The following is an 18745-nucleotide window of genomic DNA, read 5'->3' on the forward strand; positions in this document are numbered from 1 at the left end:
AGCCGAGGTCGTCGCTCCCCCGGCCCGCTCGCGCCATGGCGAGCGGGCCGGGGGCTGCGCGCGGTCCGGGGACCCGGCTGATCTACTTCCGGGCCGGCGCCGTACCGGCGCTGCCGTTGATGACGAACTGCGATCCGGGTTCGACCTCGACGTCGCCGTCCGCCGAACCGGTGATGGTCACATCGGTCAGGGTCGCGCTGCCCCGTGCGCCTCCGTGGGCCAGGATCCCGGACCCGTTGACGGAGTTGTCGATGCGGACGTCCGAGATCTTCGCTCCGGGCACGGACCCGCCGCCGGACTTGAACTGGATCCCGTCGTAGGTCGAGTCATGGATGTCGGTGTCGCGGATCGTGACACCGGGAATGTCCTGGCCGGCGGCGAACAGCGTGATCGCGCCGAACTCCTGGGCCTCCCCCCAGAACGCCCCGCCCGTGCGGTGGAGCGCGTTGTTGGCGATCAGTGTGTCCCCGGAGAAGGGCAGCGGGTCGTGGTCCGTCGCCAGCATGATGCCGGGGTAGTTCATCGTGTCGGAGATGATGTTGTTCTCGATGGTGTTGCCGTAACCGCCGTAGACCGCGATGCCGTTGGCCCTCCACGGCAGCTGGATCGTGTTGTTGCGGAAGTGGTTGTCGTGACCGACGTCCACCGACGGGTTCTTCACGTACTTGCTCGACCACACGGCCAGCGAGTCGTCCCCGGTATTCCTGAAGGAGGAGTTGAACACCGTTGAATTGCGCGTCCCGTTGGCGAGGTTGATGCCGTCCGCGTAGGTGTTGCGTATCCGCATCCCCGTGAACTCGACGCCGTCACCGGGTCCCCAGAGATCCGGGATGTTGTCGTAGTCGCGGCCGACCCAGACCCCCACGTTCGCGTGTTCCAGCCAGATGTTGGTGATCTTGGTGTCGTCGCCGAAGCGTCCGTTCAGTCCCACTCCGCCCTCGGCGTTCCCGTCCCCTCCGCGGATGGTGCCGGAGCCGAAGATCGCCAGGTCCGAGATCTTGGTGTTGTCGTCGATGTCGAAGCCGAAGTTCCCCTCGTGCGGGTGGTTGATACCGCCCGCGTCCTGCGGCTGGGTGAGTGTGTACAGCTGGGAGTGCCACATGCCCGAACCGCGGATCGTGACGTCCCTGATGCCGACCTGGTTGAACTGCCCCCGGTTCAGCGGGTCGTCGGTCAGGATCTTCTGCTCCTGCCGCCACTGCCCCGGCGGGATCCACACGCAGTCGATGTCTCCGTTCTGATCGGCCGTCACCGCCCGCTGAATGGCGTCCGTGTCGTCGATCCCGTCGTTCGGAACAGCGCCGTAGGAGGTGATCGAGGTGCATCCGGCCGGCTGGCTCGCCGCCGGCGCCACCTGCTCCAGGTCGACGAGGTCGATGACGTAGAAGGACGCCGTGTCGCCCGCGTCCCGCTGGAGGCGGAACTTCGTCCCGGCGGGGTAGGTCCGGCCGAGCAGGGCGTTGGACTCGTCGAAGAGCCTGCGGGCGTCCGCCTGCGGCTGGTTGGTCAGACCCTCCGGACTGTCGGTGTCGCCGTAGAGCCAGCTGTGCTTGGAGGAGAGGGTCAGCTTCCGGGCGAAGGTGCCGTCGGCGTACAGGCTGATCGTCGCCTCGGTCCCGCCGCCGCCGGGGGCGTCGGGGATGGAGTTGCGGACCACGATCGAGTTCGTCGGCACGGTCGAGGTGACCTCGACGTACTCACCGGTGGTGTTCAGCCGCACGGACTCACGGCCCGAGGACTCCGTGGCGAAGTTGGTGTGGCCGAAGGTGCGCTTCTGGTCGGACTTCAGCAACGTGCCCTTGTACGCACCCTGTTCGGCCTCGTACTCGGTGTACGGGACCGCGGCGCCGCGGCCGACCACGATGGCGCGCGAGAAGACGTTGTTGTTCTCGTCGGTCTCGGTGACCACACCCGTCGCGTCCGCGGTGGCGGTGAGGTTGGCCCCGCCGCTCCTGGCGGTCCAGCTCCCGTTGATGGGCACGGTGACGGTGGATCCGGCGGGAACCGACCCTGTCGTCCCGTTCAGTGTGGTGCTCTCCACCAGGAGACGGGTCACCGTGGACGAACTCACGGCAGTCGTACCACGGTTGTGGAGAGACACGGTGAAGCTGACGGCTGCGCCCACAGCGGGATTCGACGGGCTGGAGGTGATGCCGAGCACCTCCAGGTCGGGGCCGGGGCTCTGGCCGACGACCAGCTTCGACGAGGCGGTGAGGCTGTTGTTGCTGTTGTCCTGCTCGACGACGGTGTCGGTGGGATCGACCACGGCCGAGACGCTGTACGTGCCCATCGGCTGCCTGCCCACGTCGACCGGCACGGTGGCCGAGGCTCCGGCGGCGAGACCGTTCACCGCCGCGCTGCCGACGACCACCCCTGCCAGGCTCACGTCGACGGCCGTCGCGGCGGCGGCGGACGTGCCCGTGTTGCGCACGGTGGCGTTCACGGTGACGTCGTCCGTCTCGGACGGCGTGGCGGGTGACCAGGTCAGCCCGGTGACGGTCAGGTCGGGGTTGGGAGCCGCGGTGCCGGCGACCTGGATCTCGGCGACCTGGGCCCCGGGGGCGCCGGTGTTGGCGAAGAACTTGAGCTGCACGTCCGCATACCTGCCGCTGACCGGGATGGTCACCGTGTTCTGGTTCCCCGAGGGGTTGAACACGTGGTCGGCGCGGTCCTTCAGCGAGGTGAAGCCGGTGGCCGACTGGGCGCGGCCGAGCACCTGAAGACTCTGCGTCCGGGTTGCCCACGCCTGGTCCGGGGAGAGCTTGACGACGACGGCCTGGATGTCCGCGTCGGCGCCGAGTTTCACCGTCAGCGTCGAGGGGTGGCCGTTCGCCTCCCAGTACGTACCGAGCTTGTCGTCATTGGCGTTGGCCGCCACATAGGTCTGCGTGGACGACGACGCCTCGATCGGCTTGTTCAGCGCCAGGTTGGAGCCGTCGACGGGAAGCGGACCGGAGCCTTCCTCGCCGTGGACCTCGACCTGGGAGAGCTGTGCGGCGTTCCAGCCGGTGTTGGCGGTCACCTGGACCCGGATGTACCGCACCTGCTTCGCGGTGAAGCCGACGGTGACGGTGTTGCCCGCCGCCGGGGTGAACTCGCGGGCGGCCGATGCCGACAGGGTGCTGAAGCTGCTCCCGTCCGTGCTGCCCTGGACGCCGAGTGTCTGGGTCCGGGCCTCCCAGGTGGCCGGCAGCTTCAGCACCACCTGGTCGACGTCGAAGGAGCTGCCGAGGTCGATCCGGATCCACTGCGGGAAGGTGCCGGAGCTCTCCCAGTACGTCTGCTGGCTGCCGTCGGTGACGTTCGACGCGGGGTAGGCGCCGTGCGACCCACTGGTCGTCACCTGCTTACCGAGGGCCAGGTCGGGGCTCCGGTCGGCCGCCGTGGCGACGACGGGCAGGAGTCCGACGGTCATCAGTGCGGCTGCCACCGCGCCGATGACGAACCGCCGTCCGAATTGCTTCCATCTCATGCTGTCCTCTGTTCCGTGCGGCTGCGGGACCGGGAGGGCACGGTGACGCCTCACCGACCGCGCGATGCGTACGGCATCGGCGGTCGAGGACGGGCAGGTGCGGGCTGCCGGCACACCGACGAGGGGGCGATCAGGGACGCCGACAGGAGAGGGAGCAGGCCACCTGCCGGAAACTCGCGCGCATTGCCTAGGTTTTTGAGCGAACCAGTCAATATTTTGCGGTGTCGAGGTGACAGGTTTCTAGCAGGCCGCACTTTTGTCAACGGTCCTCACACCGGGGGCCGCTCCCCCGGAACTTCCGGGCGGCAGGCTCTCAGGCGTGCCGGTCCCGCCGGAGCGCGACGAGGGGGAGGAACAGCAGGTCCACGACTTCCTCCAGGTCGGCCTCGGACGGGGTGCGGCGGGCCATGAGGAGGTCATGGAGGACCAGGACCACCGGGAGCGCGACCAACCGGTCGGGAAGCGGAACCCCGGGATCGATCTCACCGCGGCGGGCGGCACGCTCCAGGACCGTACGCATCCAGTCGCCTCCAGGGCTGCGGTTACGCGAGGTCAGATACGCGGACAGCTCCGTGTCCTGCCCCTGCTCCGCGGCGAGCGCCTGTCGCACATGGGCCAGACCGGCCGTCTGCCCGACGACGAAGCGGAGCAGGGCGAGCACGTCACCGCGCAGATTTCCCGTGTCCGGCGGCTCGTCCGGGACGGGCGGCGCCTTGCTGCGCAGGGCGGCAAGGACGAGTTCCCGTTTCGTCGGCCAGCGGCGGTAGAGGACGGCGCGGCTGGTGCCGGCGCGGCCCGCGACCGCTTCGTAGGTCAGCTGTTCGTAGCCGGCGGCGGTCAGCTCGTCCCAAGTCGCGTCGAGGAGCGCCGCTTCCAGCTCGACCCCTCGGCGACGCTTGCGCGCAGGCTCTTTAGACACGTCGTGTATCTTAAGCGAAACCGTAAGATACACAGCGACTCTTATTGGAGGCGTCGGAATGCGCGGCAGAGGAATCCACTACGACACCGGCATGTACGTCCTCGGCAAACACTCCAGGCCGTCCTTCGACCCCCGTGTCGTCGAGCGGGAGATACGCGTCATCAGCGAGGACCTGCACTGCAACGCGATCCGCGTCATCGGCGACGACCCCGACCGCATCGACGTGGCGGCACGGTACGCGGCGGCCGCGGGACTCCAGGTCTGGTACTCGCCCTTCCCCTGCGAGATGACGAACGAGCAGATGCTGCCGTACTTCGTCGACTGCGCCGAGCGGGCCGAGCGGCTGCGCCTCGACGGCGCGGACGTCGTCCTCGTCACGGGCTGCGAGCTGAGCCTGTTCGCCCAGGGGTACCTGCCCGGCGACACCTTCGCGGCCCGCATCCCGGTCCTCGCCGGTCCCGACCGGGAGTCCGCCCTCCAGGGCATCCCCGACCGGGTCAACGCCTTCCTCGGTGAGGTCGTCGACGCCGTGCGGCCCGTCTTCGGCGGACCTGTCACCTACGCCTCCAACCCCTTGGACGGCGTGGACTGGAGCCCGTTCGACATCGTCGGCCTCGACGCTTTCCGCGGCCTGCGCAACGCCGCCACCTACCGCGACGACCTGCGCCGGGAGTTCGCCCACGGCAAACCGGTGGCGATCCTGGAGGTCGGCTGCTGCACCTTCCGCGGGGCCGGCGACTACGGCGGCGCCGGATGGTACGTGGCCATGGAGCCGGACGGCGTCACACTCAAGTCCGACCTGGTGCGCGACGAAGGCGAACAGGTTCGCTACATGGACGAACTCATGCCCGTCTTCGAGGAGGAGGGCGTCGACTCCGTCTTCTGGTTCAGCTTCGCCGACGGCCGCGCACCCCACCGACCGGTCGGCGGCCCGGACCTGGACATGGCCTCCTACAGCATCGTCAAGCTGCTCCAGGAGGACCACGGCGTCCCCGCGTCCTCACGCGCCTATCCCGACATGCGCTGGGAACCGAAGGAAGCGTTCCACGCGCTCGCAGGCCACTACGAAGCCCTCGCCACATCGGGCGCCGTCGCCCCGGCCCCGAAGTAGACGCCTGTGGCGGGTTGCACGGCGCCACCCGCCACGGTTCAGGGAGCAGGCGTCACCACGACGACCAGGTCACCCCGGCAGAGATCCGGCGTGCGCCTGCTCCCGCATCCGGACCCGGGACAGCCCGAACTTCCGCAGGTGCCCACGGGGCCGTCCATCCACGCCGCCCCCGTTGCGGACGCGCGTGGCACTGGCGTCACGCGGCCGGCGCCGCGGCTCCTCGACGGCCACTCTCCGGGCCGCCTCCGCCGCCCACGGTTCACGGATGATCCCTTTACTTCGAAGGACACGGAACTGCTGCGGAAGTAAGTGACCGGCCACCGCGCCGCTTTCCGGTCAATGCGGCGTGGCTGGGGACGCGGCGCCGCTACCCGAACCCCGAATCATGGGTTAGGTTAGGCATACCTAAGTAACTGCAATGAGGTCTCCCCGCCCGCTCCTCTGGAGAACTTGGATGCGTCCTTTCAACTCCCGCGCCAACCAGCCCACCCCCGCCGAACGCGTGCTGTCCATCCTGACCGCGGCTCATTCGATGACAGTGGTGAGCGACGGGCTCGACCCCGTCGAGGTGCACCGCCTCGACGGTACGGCCGCGATGGGCCACATCCACCTGCACGAACCGTCGGAGGCCGGCTCCCCCCACCCGGGGCCACGCGTCCCCGTCCGGCTGGAGTTCACCGACATCGCGCCCACGCCCGTACGGGACCGCACGCGCGCCCGTGTCACGGTGACCGGCCTGCTGGCGACCCCGTACACCACAGACGCCGCGGAGAGCACCTGCATGGAGTTCGGCCAGGCGGTCTTCGAGGACCACAGGGGCCGCACGTTCGTCACGCTGGACACACTGCAGGACACCGACCCCGATCCGATCGCCACGAGCGAGGCCGGGATGCTGACCCACCTCGTGGACGATCACGGCGAACTCGTCCCCCTCCTCCTTCGCCTGGTGCAGCCGCAGCCGGCGAAGGGCGCGACGCGCGTCCTCCCGCTGGCGATGGACCGCTACGGCGTGACCCTGCGTCTGGAGTACCCGGGCACCCACCGCGATGTGCGCCTGCCGTTCGCGAAGCCCGTGGCCCGGCTCGACCAGGCCGGTCCTCAGATCCACGCCCTGCTGGCGGCCGCGCGTCGCGCGTCCCACCGGAACCAGCTGCTGACCTGACCTCGGGCGGACGAGAGACCGGACGGGGACCGCGTCGGGGTGCGCCGATTCCATCACGCAGCAGCCTGCTCCAGCCCCGCTGCCCACTTCGACAGTGCGCTGAAGTCCTCCGCCAGGAGGCCCAGGCGTGGGTCCACCCGGTGCAGGAGCGCTGGAGCATCGTGGTGCTCCTGGACCCATGCGCGGTCTTCAGGACCCAGCTCGTCGTCCACCCAGGCGAACGGCCGGCCCTGTGCGTACTCGACCAACGCCCGTGTCTTCCAGTGCAGTCGGTGGCTCTGCGGCGTCGTGGACGGCCAGTCGACGAAGGGGAGTGTGGGCAGCCCGAGGTGTGGGCCGATCCAGTCGTTCGCCTCGTTCTTCCACGTCGTGGCCCACACGAGCTCGTAGGGCAACGCCAAGAGGTCTTTCCCGTGGTCGTGGTTGAGCCAGACCCGCAAGGGCTTGTCCCACGGGTTCTCCCACCCGGTCGGGCGCATGCGGTGCGTGCCGTAGCCGGCAGGACGCTTGTGCGGCGGGGCGGCGTAGGGGTTCAAAGGGCCGTCCACATCGAGCAGGAGCAGCGGACGTCCATCGCTCTCGTACCCCATGCTCCTCCCCCCGAAGCAGTGACGTAGAAGGGCGATTGTAGGTGGGTGGGCATGAGGCGGTCCGTCGAACGCCGCGTTCAGAGATGGTTTCCCGTGACGGCAGCCGGGACAGCGGCACGAGGCGAGGCGAGGCAGCCCGGTCCGGCCCTCCGCCTCCGCACCCTGGATAGTTGCAGGGTCCTTCCGAGTGCCCGCCCGCACCGGTGCCGGCGAACTACCGAGGGGGAACTCGCGATGGGATTCAGGACAAAGGTGGCAGCCGTCTGACACCACGGTCCGGCCCGGCGGACGCCCCTCAGCCGCGGGGAAGAGCTGCTTGCTCGTTTTCGAGGGGCCTGAGCTGGGCCGACCCGGAGCCTCGGATCGAGGTGCCCGTCGCCGTCGAGGTCGCCCCAGGTTCCGTCAGGAACGCGTCCGGGGGGTGGCATGTGCCACCCCCCGGTCATGTCTGCGCGTCCTCAGGTCTGCGGACGGCTGCCGTGGTTCGCGCCGTTCTTGCGGCGGGCCTTCTTCTTGCGACGTCGCTTCGAGGACATCGAACCTCCTGGATCAATAGTTTTCGCACACTATCCACCGGATTGTCGGATCCGGCGGCCAATGAGCCCCTTACCCACCGACACGTCGGCAAACACCCGATCGTGATCCGGACAGGTGGCGTACGTCACGGCGCGCGACAGCCGGTTCACTGCCCGTCGGGCCCTCCGCGTCCGGTTCGGCCGACGCTCCGGCCTCCATGGACAGCCGTCGACCCGCTGTGATGTGATCCGTGCGGCGGAACGGCCCCGTCTGGCGCTGCTCACCGGGCGATCCTCAGGTGCGTTCGCGCGAAGGCGGCCCGGGCCCCTCGTCCATATCCACCGACGCTCGATCACCCGTGGGTCCATCGCCACGGCGAGCGCCCGGGTCCGTCCCCCCAGGCTCGAAAGTTCCGTACACATGCAGAAGACCAAAGCCGCACTCTGGGAATTCCTCCAGGGGCTCGGCAAGACGTTCATGCTCCCCGTGGCCCTGCTCGCGTTCTGCGGCATCATGCTGGGCATCGGCTCCTCACTCTCCAGCGAGGCCGTCACCGACAATCTGCCCTTCCTGAAGGCAGAGGGCTTCCACCTCGTCTTCACCTGGATGGCCAACACGGGTCTGGTGGCCTTCACCTTCCTGCCCGTCCTCTTCGCGATGGCGATTCCCCTCGGCCTCGCCCGCGAGGACAAGGGCGTGGCGGCGTTCTCGGGTTTCGTCGGCTTCGCGGCCATGAATCTCGCGGTGAACTTCTACCTCACCGCCAAGGGTGTCGACTTCGAGGACGACGCCGCCGTCGAGCACTACGGCATAGCCGATGTGCTCGGTGTGCAGTCCATCGATACGGGACTCCTCGGAGCCGTGGCCGTTGGCATCGTTGTCAGCCTCCTCCACCAGCGCTTTCGTACGCAGCGGATGCCTGACGCACTGGCCTTCTTCGGTGGTCTGCGCTTCGTCCCGATCATCTCCGCTCTCGTCCTGAGCGTCCTCGGTCTGCTCATCCCCCTGGTGTGGCCGGCCTTCAACGGCTGGATCACCGCGGTGGGCCGCGGCATCGGGCACACCGGTGTCTTCGGGCCGTTCTTCTTCGGCATGGGAGAGGTGCTGCTGCGCCCCATCGGTCTGCACCACATCCTGGTGGCCATGTTCCGGTTCACCGACGTCGGCGGTTCGGGAGCCGTGTGCGGGGACAACGTCTCCGGTGCCCTGAACATGTTCTACGCGCACCTCGACTGCGCGGGCGCGCCGAGTGCCGCAGTCACGGACGCGACGCACTTCCTCTCCCAGGGCAAGATGGCGTCCTACCTCGGCGGCCTGCCGGGCGCCGCGCTCGCGATGTACCACTGCGCGCACAGGAAGATGCGCCCGGAGATCAAGGCGCTCCTCGTGTCCGGCGTGGTGGCCTGCGTGGTCGGCGGCATCACGGAGCCGCTGGAGTTCCTGTTCCTGTTCGTCGCGCCGTGGCTGTACGCCATCCACGCTGTCCTGGTGGGGCTCGGCTTCCTCACGGCTGCCCTGCTCGGCGTCTTCATCGGCAACACGGACGGCAACGTCATCGACTGGCTGGTCTTCGGCGTCCTCCAGGGATCGACCACCAAGTGGTACCTGGTGCCGGTGATCGCGGCGGTGTGGTTCGCCGTCTACTACTTCCTGTTCCGCTGGGCGATCAACCGCTTCGACCTCAAGACCCCCGGGCGCGAGGAGGAACAGGACGAGAAGGACGGCGAGCCCGTCGCTCCGGACTCGGCGGAGCAGCCCGCGCGCGAGCTGGTCGCGGGCAAGTACGACGCCGTCGCCATCCTCGACGCGATCGGCGGCGCCGGCAACATCCGGTCCCTGGACAACTGCATCACCCGCCTGCGCATGACGGTGGGGGACGCGGCGCAGGTGGACGAGGCGCGGCTGAAGAAGCTCGGCGCCGTAGGCGTGATCAAGCTCGACGGCCACAACGTGCAGGTCATCATCGGGCCGCAGGTCCAGTCGGTGAAGGACGCCATCGCCACCATGATCCCGGTGGGCTGACCATGGCTTCCCCCTCCCCCGCGTCGCAGGATCCGTACGGCTTCGGCACCGTCGTGGACCGGCACGGCACCTGGTGCACACAGTGGGACTACGTCGAGGACCGTTTCGGCGTGCCGGACCTGCTGCCGTTCACGATTTCCGACATGGACTTCGAGACCGCCCCGGAGATCATGGCCGCACTCCACGGCCGGCTGGACCACGCCGTGCTGGGTTACTCGCGGTGGCGGCAGGACGACTTCCTCTCCGCGATCGTCCACTGGTACGCGACGCGGCACGCGACGGCCGTCGACCCCGCGTCGATCGTCTACGCGCCGTCCGTCGTCTACCAGCTGTCACAGCTGCTCCGGCTGTGGTCGCGCCCCGGGGACGGCGTGGTCGCCCACACCCCCATGTACGACGCGTTCCCCAAGACCGTGGCGGCCCACGGGCGGCAGCTCCGGGAGTGTCCGCTCGACGACCGGGCGGAGCTGGAGCGGCTCCTGGCGTTGCCCGACACGGCCGTGCTGCTCCTGTGCTCGCCGCACAACCCGACGGGCAAGGTCTGGTCCGCCGACGAGCTGGATTGGATGGCGCGGCTGTGCGCGGAGCACGGAGTGGCCGTCATCAGCGACGAGATCCACGGCGACCTGGCCCATCCCCCGCACGTTCACCGCCCCTGGTCCGGACTCGGGGGCGAGGGCCGGTGGGCGGTGATCACCTCGGCGTCGAAATCATTCAACATCCCTGCTTTGACAGGGAGTTACGGGATCATCGGCGACCCCGCGTCGCGCGACGCGTATCTGCGGCAGCTCAAGGAGGCCGACGGCCTCTCCTCCCCCGCCGTGCTGTCACTGGTCGGGCACATCGCCGCGTACAGGGAGGGAGCACCCTGGCTGGACGCCTTGCGTACGTACCTCGCCGGAAACCTCGCGATGGTCGCCGACCGCCTCCGCGGGGAGTTCCCGCAGCTCGGCTGGGAGCCCCCGGAGGCGGGATACCTCGCCTGGATCGACCTGCGGCCGCTCGGCGTCGACGACGAGGCGCTGCAACGCGAACTCGTCGAGGTGGAGAAGGTGGCCATCATGCCGGGAACGGCGTACGGCGCCCCGGGGTGGGTCCGGCTCAACGTCGGATGCCCCCGGTCCAAGGCGGTCACGGGCGTCGAGGCACTGGCGCGCGCGCTGCGCCGGCTCACGCGGGCGCGCGGGTGACCGGCACCCGCCCCGGTGAGGTCCGACCCACCGGGGCGGGGCAGCGGACTGCCGGACGAGGCCGGGCATTTTGCCCGCACATGGTTCCGCACCAACTCTTGACATCTATATAATTGCTATATGCATCAATCGTCATCCCCGGCAGGCCTCACCGACGAGCAGCGCATCGAAAGCGCTGCCCGGGGCCTCCTCAGAGGCATCGGACGGCTCTCGCAGACGCTCTTCCGCACCGGGGACTTCGGGCTCAGCCGCAGCCAGGTGGCCGTACTCGACGCACTGGAGGACGGCCCGCGGCGGGTGACCGCTCTTGCCGCGTACACGGGCATGTCCCAGCCGCGCGTGACAGTGGTTCTGCAGAGCGTCGAGGAGCGCGGCCTGGCCACGCGCGAACGCCGCGCCACCGACCGACGCGTCGTGGAGGCCTCCCTGACCCCTGCCGGAGGGGACCTGCTCGACCGGGGGCGCCGGCGGATGGCCGCGGCGCTCCTGCGAGGCCTCGACGCGGGCGTCGACGACTCCGAGCGCGCCGTGGGCGCCGCCCGGAACGCCCTCACCACCCTGCTCGACGCGATGGATTCGGAGCCCAGTTGATCAGCCCAGGTACCGCGCCGTCGGACACGGCGTCGGAACTCGCGCCCTCCGCACCGCCCACCCGCGCCCCCGCCGTCGCACCGCACCGGGTGGGCGGCCCACGGCGGCGCTGGGACTGGATTCTCGCGGCGGACCCCGGCCTGGGGCAGCTCCAGGCGGGCTGGCGCACCCTCGTCGCGATGGTGACCTCGCTCGCGGTCGGCTACGGGATGGCCCGGGCCCTGGACGTCCCGGCCATGATCGGCATGATCGTCGGCGGGATGATGGGCCTGATGAGCGCCTTCGCCGTCGCCGAGAACACCTGGCAGCGGCTCACCCGCGCCATCCTGTGGATGCCGTTCCCGTACGCCGCCGTCCTGTGGGCGGCCACCGAGCTGCACGACGACCGCGGCCTGGAGATCAGCCTGATGGTCGCGGCGCTTGCCCTGACCTTCTTCCTCGCCCGCTTCGGACAGCTGTCGCTGCTCACGGGCATGATGCTGTTCAACGGCCTGATGGTCGGCATGATGGCGGACATCCCCTCCGCCATGTGGGGCAAGGCGTTCGCCGTCGCCCTGGTCTCCGCCGGTGCGGTGCTCCTGACACGGCTGCTGTTCTGCTGTCCGATGCCGCGCGAGGACCTGCTGCGCACCCAGCGCGCCTTCGTCGTGGAGGCACGCCGGGTGGCCGACGCGGCCATCGAGACGCTGGACCCCGACGCCGACCAGGAGCGGGCCGTGCGCCGCATGGCACGTGCCCTGCACCACCTCAACGTCACCACCGTCACCATCGACGGCCGGCTCGCCCAGCCGGAGGTCGCCGCGGACCCCGGCATGGCCGAACTGCTGCACCGCCACCTCTTTGACGCCGAGCTGGCCCTGCGCGGTATCGGCCGGGCCGTGCAGGACCTGGCCCGCCTCGACGTACCGCCGCACCTGCGCGAGGCGATGGCCGTCGGCCTCGTCATCGCACGGGACACGCCCCTCGGCAGCGCGCAGGGCCTGCGTCCGGCCGCCGAACGCATCCGCCGCCAGGCCGACCGCGTGCGCGAGCACCCCGACACGGGCGACAGCCGGGCGCAGACCGTCGAGCTCGCCCGTCGCGTGGCCCATCTCCTCGACTCGCTGGCCGGATCGCTCTCCCGCTGGCTCGCGCTGGGCTGGAACTCCCCGGAATCCCCTGCGCAGGTCCCCTTCCAGCCGACCGTGGCCCTGGAGCGCAACCGCCCCGCCGGGTCGGCGGGCGCGACACAGCGCGTGCTCGCCGCGCGCACGGAGAAGAGCTGGCGGCGCGCCGTCCCCTTCGTACGCGCACCACTGCACGCGGGGGTGGCCGCCGCCATCGTCTGCCCGATCACCGACGCGATCGACCCGCAGCGCTTCTACTGGGGTCTCGTCGGTGTGATGATCACCCTCTTCGGCACGAACACGACGCACGAGCGGCTGCGCAAGTTCGGCCACCGTATGGCGGGCACGGTGATCGGCGCCGTGCTCGGCATCGCCCTGCTCCATCTCCTGGGCCACGGCCACGTCTACGGGACGCTGACGGTCATCGTGGCGGGCCTTACCCTCGGGGCCTGGGGGATGCAGCGCGCCTACGCCCTCTGGGTCGTCGGGCTCGTCGTCGCGCTGGTGCAGTTGTACGGACTGACGACGCCCTACGGCGGGATGGACCACCTGCTCGGCGAGCGACTGCTGGACAACGGCCTCGGGATACTCGTCGCCACCGCGTGTGCCGCACTGATCTTCCCGTTGTCGAGCCGCAGGATCACGCGGGAGGCGGAGCGCGGCTACGTGTCCGCCGTCGACACCCTCGTCTCCCAGCTCGCCCTGCGCTGGGAGGACCCCGATGCCCCCGTACGGCTCCGTGGAGCCGCCCGCGGGGTGGACTCCGCCCTGTTCGAGGTCCTGAGCCTGGCCCGTCCGCTGGTCCGGATGCCACGCGGTCTGCGGGGGCGTGACGCGGACAACCGCACCGCGCTGCTCACCACGGCGACGGGCCATGCCCGCGCCCTCGCGGCGGCTGCGGACATCGACATCGACCTGGCCCCGGGGCCGGCCGAACGGTTCGCCCGCATCACCACGACGCTGAGCTGTTCACTGCGTGCCCTCGACCGCTCGCTGACGACCGGTGAGCCCGAGGGGGGCTGGCAGCGGGTGGGCCCACTGGTACGGGAGTTGAGGGCGGACCTGGACAAGGCACCGCCCGGACCACGGGCGTCGCGCATCCGCACGACGCTGCGGGAGCTCTCCGCACTCGACGAGACGCTCGCCGGCTACGCGGAGCGGTGCGGGCTCGCCGTGCACGACAACGCTCCCGGGACCACGGCGGGTTCACCGATGGAACGCCGTACTCGGGCGCTCGTGGCGGAGTGGTCCCTGCGGCCGGCGACACGGGCAGCGGTCGCTCCGGGGAACGCCACTCGCACCGCCACGGCCACTGACGCACCTCGGACGGCCCCGGGGCCGGGCCCGGTGACCGACACGGAGACAGCCGGAGTGACCGTCGCGGGCACCGTCCGGTGCGCAGCGCATCCAGCGGGGTGTGCGGGATGGATCACCGTGATCGACGCACGGGGGAAGCGGGTCGCGGCAGGGCCGGTGCGGTCGGGCCGGTACCTCGTCGACGGGCTCCGGGCGGGGAGTCACACGCTCATCGTGTCGGCGACGTCCCACGCCCCGCACGCGGAGTTCCTGTACGTGCCGGAATCGCGGGAGACCGGCCGAATCGGCCACGACATGCGGCTGTAGCGAGCGCGAAGGCGCGCCCGCGCCGTCTCCGCCCCGTCAGTGCCCGGCGGCCGCCTTCACCAGCGCGACCGCGACACCGATCACCGCGTCGGCCAGACCCGCCAGCACGGCCGGCAGAACACCGCCTCCCATGCGCAGCCCTCCCGCGCACCCCCAGGCGAAGAGTGAGGCGATGCCCACTCCGGCGGCCGTCGTCAGGGCGGCGGACAGGGACAGGACGTCCAACGCCGCGAGGGTGATCATCACAGCCGGGCCGACCGCGCAGGACAGCAGCGGGCTGCTGACGTACAGCATGCGCCGCAGGTCGTGGCCCGTCGCGAGGTGACGGTGGACCGTGCGGTGCGCCTGCTGGTCGGCGACGAAGGCCGCGAGCCACAGCCCCAGAGCGGTCGTCAGCACCGTGGCCAGGGCGCCTGTGGTGCCGGCTTCGCCCAGGGACAGGCCGACCACCACGGCGATCATCGTGATCGTCGCGTAGATACGCTCCTTGAGCCGGTCCGCCGACGCACCCGCGGCCTGCTCGGGCGGCAGTCCTGACAGCCGGTCGTCCGCCATGTGGTTTCCCTCGTACGTCACGGGACGGCGGACGTCGCGCGTCCCTGGTCCGGCACCGCGGCAGGCCCACGGGAAGCGCCGTGGCCACGGCCACCAGCATGCCCTGCCGGCGGTCCGGAACCCGGAACCACGAGACCGCCGCGGCGGGTGTCACGCCTCGGGCCGCCTACTGCCCGCAGGCGGTGAGGTGACGCAGGAGTGAGTCCAACGACTCCTGCGGCCGCTCCCCCGCGGTGTCGACGACGATGTGGTCCCCGTTCCACGGCTCGTGGTCGTGGTCGAGGACCTGCTGCCAATCGGGCGGTTCAGGCCGGGGATGTCGACGGACTGCGAGGTCACCCGGTGCCGGTGCTCGTCCCGGTCCGGGGGCGCGGGGCCGGGCCCGAGTGGACGCACGCCTGCTCGATGGTGTCGATCCGCAGGTGGACCGCACCGATCCGTGAGGCGAGGAGTCGCGCGAGCGTGGTCTTTCCGGTTCCGGGCAGTCCACCGATGACGATGAGCATGCTCCCGTGCTGTCATCGAGTGCTGCCGTCGAGTGCTGTCCGGGCGGGCGGCCGTATGGTCAGCCGAGGACGAACGGGAGTCTCGCGGCGAGTTCGCCCAGGTCGGCCTTCTCCGCGTCGGTCGGGGGACGCCGTCCGGTGCCGACCAGCAGCGCGTCCTTGTCGGAGAGGGAGGCGGGGAAGGCGCTACCGGCGATCTCCTCCAGCAACTGACGGGAGCGGGCGAGGCCTTCCGCGGGTGCTTCCGGGACATCGGGGAGGTGCGCGGCGAGATCGAGGTGGTGCAGCGTCCACTCCAGGACGTACGTGGTGAGGTAGTCGCCCACGCTCATGACCTCCCCGCGGGTGCCGACCCGGAGGCCGGGGGCGGCGAGTCCGGCGGCACGGCCGGCCGCGGATCCCACGTCGTCCAGGTGGAACTTCAGCAGCGAGGGCTGCTCGTACGCGGCGGCCAGCCTCACGGTCAGCGCGTCGAGCGGATCGTCGCCGCTCGGCGGAGTCCCGGTGATCTCCCAGTAGCTGACCGCGTCCCGGGTCGGCTCCGTAGCGGCCGGAGTCGCGAGGGTGATCAGGACGTCCTGGGCGTCGATGACCAGATGGCACACCAGGTCCCGCACGAGCCACCCGGCGCAGCCGGACGGCTGTGAGAAGTCCTCGTCCGGGAGTTCGGCGACCACCGTGCGCAATGCCGCCCACGAGCGTGAGAAGAGATTCACACCGGCAACGCTAGTGCGCTGCCGCGAGGGCCTGCAAGGACGCTCACGGTCCGGGCGCGGCCGCCCCCGGCCTCACTGTGGCTCCCGCGGGCCCTCCTCCAGCCGGGCTCGGAGGGAGCGGGCCAAGTCGTCAGCCCGGTCAGCCGTTACCCGCTCGGGCTCCGGTCGGCCGAGCAGCCGGAAGACGCCCGGCCCTCGTTGCTCGGGAGGCAGGTCCGTCATGCGCGGCACGATGTGGAAGTGCGCGTGGGCGAAACCTTCGGCTTCGGCGAACTGGACGACGTAGGTCTTGGCGCAGCCGGTCACGCTCCGGAGAGCCCGGGAGAGCCTGACCTGCCATGTCCCCAGGGCGGCTGCCTCGGCGTCTGTGAGGTCGTGGACGGCGGTGACATGACGGCGGGGCAGGAGCACCAGCCAGCCGGGCAGTGCCGTGTCGAAGGCGTGGGCCACCCGCCAGTGCTCGTCGGACGCGACGCGCTCGCGTGGTGGGAGTTCGCCGAACTGTGCTTCTCTGCCGCACGCGTAGCAGTCGGGAGCCCTCATGGACCCCGATGGTAGAACCACCCCGTGCCGCCGGGCGGGTGTTCGGGCACATGGGGACGAGGTTGATGTGTACTTACGTGACACGAGGGCGAGTTCACCGCGACGCGAGCAGAGAGGGCACCGCCCATGGGACGGCCGACGACGTCAACACCCCTGCCGAGGAACACGAAGGTGCTGTCCATCGGACTGCATCCGAGTGCGCTCGACCACACCCGGATGCCCGACGGTCTCGACGAGGCAGCGCTCACCGCCCGGATCGCGGCCGGGAACACGGCGCTGCGTGCGGCGGGGTTCGATGCCGTCCCGTGCCTGATCGACACCTCTCCGGACCGCGCCGAGGCGACCGTCCGGAAGCGTCTCCAGGAACATGCGTTCGGTTTGGCGATGATCGGCGGTGGCATACGCATGGCGCCGGAGAACACCCTGCTGTTCGAGCGGCTGGTCAACGTCCTGGCCGAGGCGGCGCCCGGGATCCGGCTGTGCTTCAACACGTCGCCCGAGACCACGGTCGATGCGCTGAGGCGGTGGATCCGGGAGTGAGGGGGAAGAGCCTGCGCTCCGGGCCCCCGTCCTGCCGCCCGGCTCGGTCGTACCGTTCCGGGCGGCAGGCTCCCGGATGTCAGAGCGACGTCATGACGTGCTTGATCCGGGTGTAGTCCTCGAAGCCGTACGCGGAGAGGTCCTTGCCGTAGCCGGACTTCTTGAACCCGCCGTGCGGCATCTCGGCGACGAGTGCCATGTGGGTGTTGATCCAGACACAGCCGAAGTCGAGCTTCTTCGACATCCGCATCGCCCGCGCGTGGTCCTTGGTCCACACCGAGGAGGCCAGGGCGTAATCCACGCCGTTGGCGTACTCGACGGCCTGGGCCTCGTCCGTGAACGACTGGACGGTCATGACCGGTCCGAAGACCTCCTGCTGGACGATCTCGTCGTCCTGGCGGAGGCCCGAGACGACCGTCGGGGCGTAGAAGTAGCCCTTGTCGCCGACCCGGTGGCCGCCCGCCTCGATCCTGGCGTGCTCGGGCAGGCGCTCGATGAACCCGCTGACCTGGGCGAGCTGACCCGCGTTGTTGAGGGGCCCGTACAGCACGTCCTCGTCGTCCGGGAGCCCGGTCCTCGTGTCGGCCGCCGCCTTGGCGAGGGCGGTGACGAACTCGTCGTGGACGGACTCGTGGACGAGGACGCGGGTGGCGGCCGTGCAGTCCTGACCGGCGTTGAAGAAGCCGCCGACCACCAGGTCCTCGACCGCCTTCGCCAGGTCGGCGTCCTCGAAGATCACGGCGGGAGCCTTGCCGCCCAGCTCCAGGTGGACACGCTTGACGTCCTTGGACGCGCTCTCGGCGACCTGGATGCCGGCCCGCACCGAGCCGGTGATGGAGGCCATCGCCGGGGTCGGGTGCTCCACCATCAGCCGGCCGGTGTCACGGTCACCGCAGACCACGTTGAAGATTCCGGTGGGGAGCTCCAGCTCTGTCAGGACACCGCCGATGATCTCAGCCATCAGCACCGTGGACGCCGGGGTGGTGTCCGAGGGCTTGAGGACCACCGCGTTGCCCGCGGCGAGCGCGGGCGCGAACTTCCACACCGCCATCAGCAGGGGGTAGTTCCAGGGCGCGACCTGGGCGCAGACGCCCACCGGCTCACGGCGGATGATGGAGGTGAGGCCCTCCATGTACTCGCCGGCCGAACGGCCTTCGAGCAGCCGGGCGGCACCCGCGAAGAAGCGCACCTGGTCGATGGCGGGGGCGACTTCCTCGCTGCCCGTGAGGTGGAGCGGCTTGCCGGTGTCCCGGCTCTCCGCGGCGACCAGGTCGTCCGCCCGTGCCTCCATCGCGTCGGCGATCTTCAGCAGCGCGCGCTGGCGCACGGACGGTGTGGTGTCGCGCCAGACGGGGAACGCGGCGGCCGCGGCCGCCATCGCCGCGTCGACGTCGGCCGCCCCCGAGAGGGGGGAAGTCGCGTAGACGTCGCCCGTGGTGGGGTCCACCACATCGAGCGTACGGCCGTCCGAGGCGTCGGCGAACGCACCGTCGATGTAGTTGCGGAACGTGGTGCTCATGGAGGTCTCTCCCGGTCAGGCGGTGGTGCGGGCGGAAAGGTGTGCGTGGACGGCGGCCGTCCTC

The 18745-nt window shown here is 70.2% G+C and carries 16 protein-coding genes and 1 pseudogene; 7 read left to right on the plus strand and 10 right to left on the minus strand.

What is annotated here, in order from left to right:
- Positions 1-82: 82 nt before the first annotated feature.
- Positions 83-3472 carry a CARDB domain-containing protein gene (locus OG379_RS04825; protein WP_405659644.1) on the minus strand — a complete coding sequence of 1130 codons (3390 nt, stop codon included), beginning with the start codon at positions 3470-3472 and terminating at the stop codon, positions 83-85.
- Between the two features lie 313 nt (positions 3473-3785).
- Positions 3786-4391 carry a TetR/AcrR family transcriptional regulator gene (locus OG379_RS04830; RefSeq protein ID WP_405659646.1) on the minus strand — a complete coding sequence of 202 codons (606 nt, stop codon included), beginning with the start codon at positions 4389-4391 and terminating at the stop codon, positions 3786-3788.
- A gap of 58 nt (positions 4392-4449) precedes the next feature.
- Between OG379_RS04830 and OG379_RS04835 the strand changes: the two genes are divergently transcribed.
- Positions 4450-5502 (plus strand): hypothetical protein, encoded by a 1053-nt coding sequence (locus OG379_RS04835; RefSeq protein ID WP_405659648.1) that lies wholly within the window; start codon positions 4450-4452, stop codon positions 5500-5502.
- A gap of 52 nt (positions 5503-5554) precedes the next feature.
- On the opposite strand, the pseudogene OG379_RS04840 reads toward OG379_RS04835, so the two are convergent.
- Positions 5555-5778, minus strand: a pseudogene (locus tag OG379_RS04840) (30S ribosomal protein S14); the annotation flags it as partial.
- A 178-nt stretch (positions 5779-5956) separates the two neighbouring features.
- Between OG379_RS04840 and OG379_RS04845 the strand changes: the two are divergent.
- Positions 5957-6664 carry a DUF2470 domain-containing protein gene (locus OG379_RS04845; protein ID WP_405659650.1) on the plus strand — a complete coding sequence of 236 codons (708 nt, stop codon included), beginning with the start codon at positions 5957-5959 and terminating at the stop codon, positions 6662-6664.
- Positions 6665-6717: 53 nt separating this feature from the next.
- On the opposite strand, the gene OG379_RS04850 is transcribed toward OG379_RS04845, so the two are convergent.
- Both OG379_RS04850 and OG379_RS04855 read right to left on the minus strand, forming a co-directional pair.
- Positions 6718-7254, minus strand: a complete 537-nt coding sequence (locus OG379_RS04850; RefSeq protein ID WP_405659652.1) for a hypothetical protein — start codon at positions 7252-7254, stop codon at positions 6718-6720.
- A gap of 458 nt (positions 7255-7712) precedes the next feature.
- A complete protein-coding gene (locus OG379_RS04855; protein WP_371604899.1) occupies positions 7713-7790 on the minus strand; it encodes a 50S ribosomal protein bL37 in 78 nt (25 codons plus the stop codon).
- Between the two features lie 400 nt (positions 7791-8190).
- Between OG379_RS04855 and malX the strand changes: the two genes are divergently transcribed.
- From malX to OG379_RS04875, 4 genes are all read left to right on the plus strand, one after another.
- Positions 8191-9792 (plus strand): maltose/glucose-specific PTS transporter subunit IIBC, encoded by a 1602-nt coding sequence (gene malX, locus OG379_RS04860; protein WP_405659655.1) that lies wholly within the window; start codon positions 8191-8193, stop codon positions 9790-9792.
- 2 nt (positions 9793-9794) lie between these two features.
- Complete coding sequence (locus tag OG379_RS04865; RefSeq protein WP_405659658.1) at positions 9795-10982, plus strand: MalY/PatB family protein; 1188 nt, start codon at positions 9795-9797, stop codon at positions 10980-10982.
- Positions 10983-11102: 120 nt separating this feature from the next.
- Entirely contained in the window at positions 11103-11573 is a 471-nt protein-coding gene (locus OG379_RS04870) for a MarR family winged helix-turn-helix transcriptional regulator (protein WP_405659661.1), read from the plus strand.
- Entirely contained in the window at positions 11570-14302 is a 2733-nt protein-coding gene (locus OG379_RS04875; RefSeq protein ID WP_405659663.1) for an FUSC family protein, read from the plus strand. Before OG379_RS04870 ends, OG379_RS04875 begins: the two co-directional genes overlap by 4 nt.
- Before the next feature lie 36 nt (positions 14303-14338).
- Here the strand turns inward: OG379_RS04875 and OG379_RS04880 are convergent, their stop codons facing one another.
- The 4 genes from OG379_RS04880 to OG379_RS04895 all read right to left on the minus strand — a co-directional run bounded on the left by OG379_RS04880 (position 14339) and on the right by OG379_RS04895 (position 16622).
- Complete coding sequence (locus OG379_RS04880) at positions 14339-14857, minus strand: hypothetical protein (RefSeq protein WP_405659666.1); 519 nt, start codon at positions 14855-14857, stop codon at positions 14339-14341.
- 335 nt (positions 14858-15192) lie between these two features.
- Positions 15193-15363: an AAA family ATPase gene (locus OG379_RS04885; protein WP_405659668.1), complete on the minus strand. Its 171-nt coding sequence runs from the start codon at positions 15361-15363 to the stop codon at positions 15193-15195.
- 59 nt (positions 15364-15422) lie between these two features.
- Positions 15423-16079: a maleylpyruvate isomerase N-terminal domain-containing protein gene (locus OG379_RS04890; protein ID WP_405659670.1), complete on the minus strand. Its 657-nt coding sequence runs from the start codon at positions 16077-16079 to the stop codon at positions 15423-15425.
- A 72-nt stretch (positions 16080-16151) separates the two neighbouring features.
- Entirely contained in the window at positions 16152-16622 is a 471-nt protein-coding gene (locus tag OG379_RS04895; RefSeq protein WP_405659672.1) for an HIT family protein, read from the minus strand.
- Between the two features lie 171 nt (positions 16623-16793).
- On the opposite strand from OG379_RS04895, the gene OG379_RS04900 reads away from it, so the two are divergent.
- Positions 16794-17162: a hypothetical protein gene (locus OG379_RS04900; RefSeq protein ID WP_405659674.1), complete on the plus strand. Its 369-nt coding sequence runs from the start codon at positions 16794-16796 to the stop codon at positions 17160-17162.
- Positions 17163-17241: 79 nt separating this feature from the next.
- Here OG379_RS04900 and OG379_RS04905 read toward each other — a convergent pair whose 3' ends face one another.
- On the minus strand, positions 17242-18681 hold the full coding sequence (locus OG379_RS04905; RefSeq protein ID WP_405659677.1) for a gamma-aminobutyraldehyde dehydrogenase: 1440 nt from the start codon (positions 18679-18681) through the stop codon (positions 17242-17244).
- Positions 18682-18745 lie beyond the last annotated feature (64 nt).

It is taken from the genome of Streptomyces sp. NBC_01166 (assembly GCF_045039765.1).
Taxonomy (GTDB): Bacteria; Actinomycetota; Actinomycetes; order Streptomycetales; family Streptomycetaceae; genus Streptomyces.